This window comes from Mycobacterium sp. 1165178.9, assembly GCF_001673555.1.
In the GTDB taxonomy this organism is placed as follows: domain Bacteria; phylum Actinomycetota; class Actinomycetes; order Mycobacteriales; family Mycobacteriaceae; genus Mycobacterium.
The window spans coordinates 1-10,485 of sequence record NZ_LZMB01000007.1; the positions used below are offsets into that span (position 1 = coordinate 1).

Annotated in this window: 9 protein-coding genes and 2 pseudogenes; 9 read left to right on the forward strand and 2 right to left on the reverse strand. The window is 65.8% G+C overall.

Features of this window, described 5'->3' with window-relative positions:
- Window positions 1–235: 235 nt before the first annotated feature.
- Window positions 236–3,031: an AAA family ATPase gene (locus A5652_RS00490; RefSeq protein ID WP_067345381.1), complete on the reverse strand. Its 2,796-nt coding sequence runs from the start codon at window positions 3,029–3,031 to the stop codon at window positions 236–238.
- A 313-nt stretch (window positions 3,032–3,344) separates the two neighbouring features.
- The gene (locus A5652_RS27970) at window positions 3,345–3,527 is read right to left on the reverse strand and encodes a hypothetical protein (RefSeq protein ID WP_197513672.1); all 183 of its coding nucleotides are present in this window, start codon (window positions 3,525–3,527) and stop codon (window positions 3,345–3,347) included.
- A gap of 62 nt (window positions 3,528–3,589) precedes the next feature.
- Between A5652_RS27970 and A5652_RS00495 the strand changes: the two genes are divergently transcribed.
- The 9 genes and pseudogenes from A5652_RS00495 to A5652_RS00535 all read left to right on the forward strand — a co-directional run.
- Window positions 3,590–3,949, forward strand: coding sequence for a phosphoenolpyruvate carboxylase (locus tag A5652_RS00495; protein ID WP_232001047.1), 360 nt, complete (start codon window positions 3,590–3,592; stop codon window positions 3,947–3,949).
- 386 nt (window positions 3,950–4,335) lie between these two features.
- Window positions 4,336–4,524 (forward strand): annotated as a pseudogene (locus A5652_RS00505) (esterase); the annotation flags it as partial.
- A gap of 25 nt (window positions 4,525–4,549) precedes the next feature.
- On the forward strand, window positions 4,550–5,779 hold the full coding sequence (locus tag A5652_RS00510) for a PPE family protein (RefSeq protein ID WP_067345392.1): 1,230 nt from the start codon (window positions 4,550–4,552) through the stop codon (window positions 5,777–5,779).
- A gap of 120 nt (window positions 5,780–5,899) precedes the next feature.
- Entirely contained in the window at window positions 5,900–6,145 is a 246-nt protein-coding gene (locus A5652_RS00515) for a hypothetical protein (protein ID WP_156745071.1), read from the forward strand.
- Window positions 6,145–7,065 (forward strand): NADP-dependent oxidoreductase, encoded by a 921-nt coding sequence (locus tag A5652_RS00520; RefSeq protein ID WP_067345399.1) that lies wholly within the window; start codon window positions 6,145–6,147, stop codon window positions 7,063–7,065. The genes A5652_RS00515 and A5652_RS00520 overlap by 1 nt, the downstream gene beginning before the upstream one ends.
- Window positions 7,066–7,084: 19 nt before the next feature.
- The gene (locus A5652_RS00525) at window positions 7,085–7,519 is read left to right on the forward strand and encodes a cupin domain-containing protein (protein WP_067345402.1); all 435 of its coding nucleotides are present in this window, start codon (window positions 7,085–7,087) and stop codon (window positions 7,517–7,519) included.
- A gap of 83 nt (window positions 7,520–7,602) precedes the next feature.
- Window positions 7,603–8,028 (forward strand): annotated as a pseudogene (locus A5652_RS28250) (hypothetical protein); the annotation flags it as partial.
- Between the two features lie 86 nt (window positions 8,029–8,114).
- Window positions 8,115–9,620: an NAD(P)/FAD-dependent oxidoreductase gene (locus tag A5652_RS00530; protein ID WP_067345405.1), complete on the forward strand. Its 1,506-nt coding sequence runs from the start codon at window positions 8,115–8,117 to the stop codon at window positions 9,618–9,620.
- Window positions 9,621–9,679: 59 nt separating this feature from the next.
- On the forward strand, window positions 9,680–10,485 hold an 806-nt coding region (locus A5652_RS00535; RefSeq protein WP_232001049.1), incomplete at its 3' end, for an NADP-dependent oxidoreductase.

Genomic DNA, 10,485 nt, shown 5'->3' on the forward strand with positions numbered 1-10,485 from the left:
TCGATGACCAGAACGCCCCCGCGCCCTTGGGCCACCGCGGTAACCAGTGCGCCGATCAGTTTCAGCTCGTCTGCCCGTCCCCGAATCGGCGGGGTGACCAGGCGCTGGCCGCCGACGTCAAATACGCCGGTTGAAGGACCCATCGGGTGTCCTGTCTACGGTTTATTTAGCGGACTGCCGTTGCAATGGACGTCATTGTAGGCCGCGCACGGTCACCTAGCCGATTTGCTGTGGGTCAATCAGCGCCGCGCATGAGCTGCGCCAATTGGGCGCGCGAAGTGATGCCGAGCTTGGCGAATGCGTTGTGGACGTGGGTCTTCACGGTGTGGGGGGAGAGGTGCAGCTCGGTAGCGACGTCGCGGTTGGTCGCGCCCTGTGCGATGAGGTTGATGACCGTGAGTTCAGAGCCGGTGAGGCTGTCCCAACCCGTTTTTGCGCGCGGGTGGCTGACGATGCGCCGTTCCACGCCTAATAGGCGCAGCGCGCGGCCGACCCGGCGCGCATCGGCAATCGCCTCGCACTCGATGTAGGTGTCGAATGCCGCGTTCAGCTGGTCGAGCGCCTCAGCTTTGCGCTGTGCGCGACTCAGCTCGCCGCCAGCATCCTCGGCGGCGCCAGCATAAAGAAGCGGCCGGGAAGAGGAGTGGAGCAACTCGGTGGCAACCACCAATGCCTGGGCGTCACGCTCGAGGATGCCGCGGATGTGTTGGGCGACTGTGGAGAACAACGGAACGCCCGACGGCTCGCGTTCGAGCACTTCAATGGCGTCGAGGAGGCGCGCGCGCAAGCCTGCATCACCGGCGGCTGACGCGACCCGCGCGGTCAAGGTCAGCTGATCCAAGACGGTCGGCAAGAACGGCGTCACGAACAACGAGATCTCGGCGCCGAGCCAGTGCGACGCTTCATGGACGTCGTCGCGCTGCCACGCCGCCAGCCCTAACGCGCCCGCCGCGTCGCGACGTACGGAAGGTGAACCATTGTCGTGCGCATCGCGCGCCTCATTCATGGTCTCTACCAACAACGTTCGGTCGTCGGTGCGCGCCGCCACCTCAGCCAGGATGGCCATGCGCCTCGCGTCAACGTAGGTCGACCCCGGTCGCTCCGGCGTTGGCAGCCGCTCGAGGGTGGCGCGGGCAGCCGACAGCCGGCCCGCAGCCAGCTGAACTCCCCCGGCCGTCAGGCCCCAGATGTGAAGCGCCATGCCGTCGCGTTCCTTCTCGGACTTTTCTGTACGGCTCGCGACCAGCGCCGCGGCATCGTCCAACCGCCCGACCACACAAAGCAGGTTTGCCAGGTGGATTGCCGCGAGGTGATGAGCGGTCGTATCGCCCGCAACGGTCAGGGCTTGCAGTTCCTCAACGCGGTGGAGGGCGCGGCCCGCATACCCGTTCACACAGTCGAGGCAGGCGAGTGCAACTCCGGACAGGATCCTCGACTCGAGATCGCCGGTGGATGCGGCGACGGTCGCCGCCTCGTCGGCTGCCGCGCTGTCCTGTGCGTGCTGGCCATACATCGCCAGGTTGTACGCCAGCCATCCCCGATGTCGTGCCTGGGTGACGTCGCTGAGGTCGGGCAACTGAAGTGCGCGGCGGTTCTCTTCGATGTGACGCGTTGTCGGATCCGTCGTCAGTGTCGGGAGGCGGAGGCGAATCTCGGCCTCTTCTTCGGGCTCCAAGGCCGCGGACAGGGTGGTGCTGGCCAACCGTTGCGCCTCCTCGTAGCGGGTGGCCCGATTGAGCAGCACGATCGTTTCCGTCACCAGCGGCCCACGTCCTGGATCTTGGGGAGACAAAAGCTCCAACGCGCGCTTGCTCAAATCCGACGCAGCGCCGGGATCGCTGTTGGCCACCGACTGCGCGGCTTCGCGGAGTGCGGCGATCGCGGCCTGATCGCCCACCTCAGCGCTGCGGGCGAGCTGGGTTGCAACCTCCTCGGGCGCCGCACCCATGTCCAGCATGACGGTCGCCGATTGCCGCTCCATCGCTCGGCGCAGCGATTGGGGCAACGATTGCCGCGTCGCTTCGCGCAGCAGATCGTGACGAAACCTCATCTGATCGCGGTCTTCGATGAGGAAGTCGGCGCGGACTGCCTCGTCTACCGCCGATATCAGGGCGGCCGGTCGGCGTTCCAGCATCGCCGCGAGCAGCCGGGCCGAGAATCGGTCAGGCAGCACAGCGGCGACTCGTACGACTTGGCTCGCGGCGTGCGAGAGCTGGTCGAGTCGTTGCTGCATAGTGTCGCTGAGTCGCCGCGGCAACGTTTCTCCGGTGGCGACCGCGCGCCCGCCGCTGACGTCGAGCCGGCCCTCCTCGTCCAATCCTCGAAGCAGCTCCGTCAGCAGGAACGGGTTGCCGTGCGCCTTGTCGGCCAGAGTCAGGAGCGACGCATCCGCGTTGGCTCGCACGGCGTCCTGCACTATGTCCGCGACGGCGCTCGGTGCCATCGCCGACAACCGCAGAAACCTGGCATCCTCACGTTCCAGCGCGGTCAGCGTCTCGCGAACGGCCGGCCCGCCGGCGCCGGTTCGTGCGGTGAGCACCCACAGCACCGGGGCATCGGGCCTCGTCGCGGCCAGCGACCGCAGCGCCAGCAGGGTGGCGTTGTCGGCCCAGTGGATGTCCTCGAGGAGGATCACCAAGGGTATTCGGGACGCGGCCGCATGAATGGCGGCTTGTAGATCGCGCACCACCCAGTAGCGGAGATCGGCCGATGTGCCCAAGCGGCGCAAAGCCTCCGCATCACCGACGGGGGGATCCGCGCGCAGGGTCGCCATGAACAGCGAGAAAAATGGCACCGTCTGCTGGTACTCGAAGGCCTCGCCGAATAGTGCCCGCACACCGGCCTTCTCGGCGAGCGCCAAGACCTCGGTGAGCAAACGACTCTTGCCGATGCCGGGCGGACCCTCGATGACCAATACGCCGCCCCGCCCCTGAGCGAGCGCCGCGATCTGCGTGCCGATCACCTTCAGCTCGCCTGCACGCCCGCGAATCGGCGGTGTGCGTGCCTTCCCCGACGCCCTCGCGGTGTTCACGCGAACCGCCGCCCACCAACGTGAAGTAGGCGGGGGAAAGACTTCCGAGTTATGTAATCCATAGTTCTCGCCACCGCTAGCGTCGGCAGTCAGTGTAGGCGAGCTTCTCCGCCCCATTTGGTGAACCGTCATTCGGCTGCATCAGTGCGTCCTCGCCGGGAGGCCCGGGGTGCTTCATCCCCTGACGCTCGAAACACTCGTCGAATCGCCCGGGTGAATCAGCTCGCCGGGTGATGACCACTCATCCCACATCGGTTAATGCTCGCTCAACAGATAGACAGCGAGCGGACGGTACGTGGAGCCGGGCATGTTTTCAGATCTGCGTTCGGGGCCGCTCAAGCGAGCAACGCGTCGCGATGGCGGTGGACGGCCTGGCTGCGCTGATCACCGCGGAAAGCCATCGAGACAAATTGGAGAAACCAGATGAAGCCTCGCCAATCTCAACGATCGCCTGCTGAATACGGCGGCGGCGCCGCGCGATCACCATGGCTGCCACACCGAATGCGTGATGCCGCCGCCTTGGCACGGCGTTGGACGCATAGGAAGGGAGAAGGCGCGATGGACGCCGTCCCGGCGATTGAGGATCAACTTCGCGCCCTGCAGCCCATCTGCAGTGCCCAGCGGGTGTCGACCCGCATTACATGCGGTGCACCGGCGGTGGCGGTCGCCGAAATACACGCCATTGACGGATGCGACCAGATGGGGCTGAGCCCAGACGGCGACCTCGTCGAGACGCTCTGCCAGGCCTGCCTGTCCACTCTGCAATGGGCGATCGCGACCTACGTGGGCGACAAGCGCGAGATGGCATCCCGATGCGGCGCCCACCCGGCGTGCACCACCTGCGGGCGCCCCACTGGATACCTGGGCAGTGTCTTCGCTGTGCGCCCGATCGGGCCGCCCGAGGGGCTGGCACCATGACCCGACGACTACGCATTGCCTTCCTGTTTGCGGCGTGGTTTCCGGTGATTACGCGGTCCTCACGTTGATCAATGGTCAGCCAATCGATTTCGGCGTCACCGCCGCCATTTGTACGGGATCCTTGCTCGCGGCCGGGCTGATCGCGTACGCGGGCAGGCGACGCCGCAAGGCGATGGCGCAGGGACGAGCGGCCGTCTGGAAGCGCCGTGACCGGCAGGCGGCCGCCGCCGACCAACAGTGCGCGTTATGCGGAACCGCGCGCCAAAAGTCAAGTGAATCACCCAGATTCGTTGACCGGCAGACCGCGCGCTTATGCGCGGCGTGCGCTCCGGCCCTCAACTAGAGCCGGCACGATGAGCCGGGCCCGGAAGTATTGACAGCCCATGTTGATCCATGTGTGCGAGGTGCTGCTTCACGACGCGCAGCTGGCGGCCCATCGACTGGCCACCGCCGGTGTGGCCGTCGATGTATGGCCGGGCCACATCCACGTGTTCCAACTCGCCGCGCCGATGATCCCCGAAGCCACCCGCTCACTGCGCCAGATCTGCTGCTGCATCCGCGAAGCGACCGGATAGCCAAGGCACCCTAGGGTTTTCGAAGATGGATTTCGGGGCGTTGCCACCAGAAATCAACTCCGGCCGGATGTATTCCGGGCCCGGCTGCGGGTCGATGCTGGCTGCCTCGGCAGCCTGGGACGGGCTGGGCGCCGACTTGCATTCGACGGCCGCAGCCTATGGGTCGGTGATCTCGGACCTGACCAGCGCAGTATGGCTGGGTCCCGCGTCGGTGGCGATGGCGGCCGCCGCCGCACCCTATGCCTGGTGGCTGACGACGACTGCTGCGCTGTGCGAGGAGGCCGCCGCCCAGGCCAGGGCCGCCGCAGCCGCCTACGAGGCCGCATTTGCGATGACGGTGCCCCCACCGGTAGTCGCAGCCAACCGCGCGCGGCTGATGTTGCTGATCGCGACAAACATCCTCGGCCAAAACACCCCGGCGATCGCGGCCACCGAAGCCGAGTACGCCGAAATGTGGGCCCAGGATGCCGGGGCGATGTACGAGTATGCCGGCGCATCCGCTGCCGCTTCGGCGCTACCGCCGTTCACCCCGCCCCCGCCCACCACAAATCCAGCCGGGGTCGCCGGGCAGGTTGCTGCGGTTGCCCACGCCAGCGCCATGCCGGCCGGGACAGCCACCCAGACCGTCATGTCGACGGGCTCGCAGCTGCTCTCCGCAGTACCCAATGCGCTTCAGGGACTTGCACTGCCCTTACCGGCCGCCGCGGCATCACTGCCATCGTTCTCGCAATTGCTTAGCTTATTGAGCCCGGTGAACCTGGCCGTTGCGTCGGCGTCGACGGGTATCACGTCGACGGGCATGGCCGGGTCGTACGCGGGCTTGGGATATGCGGCGCACTACGACCCAGACGGTGCCAGCAAGATGGACGCCATACTGCAGCGCTTGGGGGTGGCTCCGGCAGGCTCAGGAACGAGCGCAACAGTGTCATCGAGCTCGGCAGACCTGGGGGCAGGCGGCGGTACGGGACCTGTGTCGTCGGCGGGTTTGAGCCGAGCCTCCTCAATCGGCGCGCTGTCGGTGCCCCCGAGTTGGTCGGCGGCCGCCCCGCCGATCAGACGCGCCGCGGCAGCGTGGCCGGACACCCTCCCCGGTGCTGCCCCGACGGTCCTGGCAGCGATCCCGGAAAATCTGCTCAACGAAATGCTTTTGGCGGGTATGGCCGTACGCGGCATCCGCGGTGCTCCCACTCAGGGCCGGCCCACGATCACCATCACTGTGACGCAGCATCCGCCGGATAGCGACCGCGGGCCCTGATGCGTGCCCATCCGCCCAGTGATGCCTGCTGTGCTCACCCGGGTGAATTAGCTCGCCGGGTGATGACGACTCACCCCGCGTCGGTGAATGCTGACTCAGCAGCTGGCGAGCGGAGGGCAAATGCAGCCGACCATGTACCGGATGTGCATTCAAGGCCGCGTGACCGAGCGGCTCGGGTACGCATTTGAAGGGATGCGCCTCGAGGCCGGTGCGAACGAAACCGTGTTCACCGGTGAAATCCGCGACCAGTCACAGCTTTACGGACTTCTCGACCGGGTCCGCGATCTAGGCCTGGAGCTCGTCAGCGTACAACCGCAGCCCGCGGCCGAGCCGACGGAAACAACCCACATCAGGAAGGACCTGTAATGCGAGCCATCACTGTTTCAGATCGCGAGGCCGGTGTCGCCGGCCTGTCGCTGACGGACCTGCCCTACCCCGAGGCGGCCGACAACGATGTCGTCGTGCGGGTACACGCTGCCGGTTTCACACCAGGGGAGCTTGAGTGGCCGCACACCTGGATCGACCGCGCGGGTCATGACCGGACACCGAGCGTGCCCGGCCACGAGCTGTCGGGCGTCGTGGTTGAGTTGGGTTACGGCACCACCCTTTTGACTGTCGGTCAGCGGGTGTTCGGGCTCGCCGACTGGGCTCGCAACGGCTCGCTGGCGGAGTACACCGCGATGGAAGCCCGTAATCTCGCACCGCTGCCGATGGACATCGACCATACTGTGGCCGCGGCGCTGCCGATCTCTGGATTGGCCGCCTGGCAGGGCTTGTTCGACCACGGCCGCCTCGCCGCCGGACAAACGGTTCTGATCCACGGCGCCGCGGGTGGGGTTGGGTCGATCGCGGTGCAGCTCGCCCGCGAGGTCGGTGCGCGCGTCATCGGTACCGGCCGGACCGCAGACCGAGACCGGGCGGGGGAGCTGGGCGTCCATACCTTCCTCGACCTGGAGACCGAAAATCTTGAGGAAGCAGGCGAAGTCGACGTCGTGTTTGACGTGATCGGCGGAGACATTCTCGCCCGCTCGGCGGCTCTGGTGCGGGCTGGTGGAACGCTCGTCACCATCGCCGAGCCGCCGAAGACCCTGCCGCGCGATGGGCGAGCAATTTTCTTCCTTGTCGAAGCCGATCGTGCCCAGCTCGCCGACCTCGCCGCGCGAGTACGGGATGGACGCCTCAAGCCGGTGGTGGGTGCCGTGCTGCCACTCGCCGAAGCTGCCACCGCGTTCGCTCCCGGCAAGCGCATCCCCGGCAAGACGATCCTGCGCGTCGCCGAAGACTGAAGATGGAAGGCAGCCAAAAATGGCGCTAAAAATACCACTCGCCGCACTGACAGTTGCGACGCTCGCGTCCGCTTGCCACGCCGAGGCGGCGCCAGAGAAGTCGGGTCAAAACCCGGTTGTCCGACCGGTTTTCAATCAACCTACCCCCAATGTTCCGGGCAAATCACTCGAAGCAGTGTCAGTGAGCTATCCGCCCGGAGCTAGGAGCGGAGCTCACCACCACGCGAAATCGGCGTTCATCATGGCGTACGTGATCTCCGGAGCGATCCGCAGCCAAGTCGAAGGTGAGCCTGCGCGCGTCTATCACGCCGGCGAGACGTGGAGTGAAGCCCCCGGCGCGCACCACACGATCAGTGAAAATGCCAGCGCCACCGAACCCGCTGAATTACTCGCAGTCTTCCTGGTTGACACCGGAGACGGCCCGCTTACCACGGACGACAATGCAAGACAATGAGCTGCCGCGTCCACGATGAAAAAACGTTCGCACCGTTGGATATCCACAATGTGACGACGTTATCCCATTTCCGGGAGGGCTCCGTGCGCACGCCTGATCCGATCCGGGCCGTCCGGATAGCGCTGCGCTTGTCGCTCGCGGCCGCCTTTCTGTCGGCTGTTGCAGACCGATTCGGTTGGTGGAAGCCGCTTGGGCAGGGAAGCTGGGGGAGCATGGCTGCTTTCGCCGACTATGCCCACCGGCTTGTTCCATTTGCTTCTGGATGGTTATTGACCGTGATCGTGTGGGCTGCCACCGCAACCGAAACGACCCTGGGGGTCTTGCTCCTCGGCGGCTGGCGGCCAAAATTCGTGGGCGCTGCGACTTGCTTGGTGCTCGTGATATTTGGAACCGCGATGGCTGCATCCCTCGGTGTGGAATCACCGCTTAACTACAGTGTCTTCTCCGCGGCAAGCGCAGCCGCGGCCTACGCGATACTCGGCACAACATCGCCGCCACACCGCCCTGGCGCAATGTCCAGTCCGGACACTCGAAACCGTCGCGAGCCGACGGTGGCTGCGGCTAATCCATTGAGTCGGTTCGGAAGTGAAGGTAGATGAAAGCTAGTACAGACTTCGACGTGGTCGTCGTAGGCGGCGGGGTGGGTGGTGTGGCCGCCGTGCGGAAACTTGCGTCCGTAGGCCTTTCGGTAGCGCTCGTCGAGGATCGTCTGGTCGGTGGGGAGTGTCATTACTTCGCCTGCAACCCGAGCAAAACGCTGATCCGCCCGATCGAGGTGTTCAATCTCGCGAAGGCGGTCCCTGGTGTGCGAGAAACCATTTCGCGCGGAGGCCTGGACGTCGCGGCTGTCTTCGCGAAGCGCGACGCGATCATCGAGCACCTCTCCGACCAAGACCGGACGGCATCACTGCAGCAAGCCGGTGCAGCAGTGTTTCATGGCATTGGCCGGTTGAGCGGCCAACGAACAGTGCGCGTGGCCTACGCCCTGGGAGATGCCACCGAAGCCGTCTTGACTGCACGCCACGCGGTCGTCGTTGCCACCGGCACCCGTCCTCACGTGCCGGAGATACCTGGGTTGGCGCAAGCACGCCCGTGGACAAATCGGGACCTGACGACCATGACGTATGTGCCACCCCGCGCGCTGGTGGTGGGTGGCGGCCCGGTCGGTGTCGAGTTCGCGACCATCCTGGCCGGTTTGGGATCCGCGGTAACACTTCTGGCACGTGGGAATACCCTGCTTCCCAACTTCGAACCCGAAGCCCGCGAGCAGGTCGCACAGTCACTGCGAAGCAAAGGCGTCACGATTCACTTTGAGACGGAGTTGTCGGAGGTGGCCCGACCCGTGGCGGGCGGGCCCGTCACCGCAACGTTCCACCGCCAGACCATCGAGGTAGACGAGATCGTCCTGGCCGCCGGACGGCGCACCAATACCGACAACATCGGGCTGGAAACCCTTGGGCTGCCGGACGGGATCGTTGCTGTGAACGACCATTTACAGGCGGTCGGCGTCACAGGCGGTTGGCTTTACGCGCTGGGAGATACCACCGGGCGTGCTCGGCTGTCTCATATCTCCACGTACCACGGCCGTCTCGTGGCCGAGATCATCGCGGCCCGGGCCGGGGGACGAGAACTATGCGACAACGAGCTGGCTGCTCATGATGGCGGCAGCACCGCGCAGGTTATCTTCACTGACCCTCAAGTAGCCAGGGCGGGGCGCACGGAAAGTCAGGCCCGAGCAGAAGGGTTCGCGGTACGAACGCGAACTGCTCGTTATCCCGACGCGGTGTCCCACCTCGCCCTCTACCGGGATGGCTTCGATGGATGGGCGAAGTTGGTCATCGACGCCGAGACCAACACACTGCTGGGAGCGACGTTTGTCGGCCCGGAGTTCTCCGAACTGGTTCAAGCCGCCACCCTGGCCATCGTCGCGAAAGTCCCAATCAGTCTCCTACGCCACGCCGTCGCGCCACAACCAACGGTCAACCAGGTCTGGGATCCGCTACTCGCCGAAGAATCCGAACTCGGCCCATTACTGAAAAACGGGGCGCAGAACGTAAACAAGGGCGCTCAAGCGAATCGCCTTATTTCTCAATCCCATTAGCCCTCAATCTCGAGAGGAACCTCTATGACCTACGACTGGCCGGTCGTCTCGCTGTGACAATGCTGGTAGCGGGGGTCCGCACGCTCGGCGGCAACGTGGAGACGCTCGAAGTGGACGACCCGCGACCGTTGGCGGCCGACGAGGTCCTCATCGACATTCGCGCGGCCGGGGTTGGCAACTGGGACAACATCATCCGCTACGGCGGCTGGGACGTTGGCACCACGCCGCCGCTGGCGCTCGGCGTCGAGGCCGCCGGGGTCATCAAGGCCGTCGGTAATCGTCTGAGCGGATTCAGTGTGGGCGATGAGGTGCTGTGCCACCCGGTGCCGCTGCGCGGCCAAGGTACGTGGGCGCCGTTTCTGATCGCACCCGTCGGATCGCTCGCCCACAAACCGCCCGTGATTTCGTGGGAGATCGCAGCAATCTTTCCGGTGCCAGCGTTGACCGCCGAGCAGGTGGTCGGTGAGGCGCTGGCCCTTCACGGTGGCGAAACGTTGCTCGTTCATGGCGCGGGTGGGATCACCGGCGGGCTCATTGTCCAGCTGGCCGCCCTGCGTGGTGTCGATGTGCTCGCCACCGCCGGTCCGCGCAGCGCCGACCGAGTCCGCGGGCATGGTGCCCGCGAAGTAATCGACTACGGCGATCCGCTGTGGCCACAGCACGCAAAGGCGTTGGCAAAAGATAATATTGACGCCGTCGCCAACGCGGCCCCCGGGGGCGCAGCTGTGGCGATGACCGCGCTGGCCGACGGTGGCCGGCTCGCCACCATCACCCCCGACCCGCCTGCACCCACCCGCGGCATCAACGTAACCGCGGTCTACGTCCGTTCCGACGGCGCTCAACTCGACCGCCTGGCCGCGATACT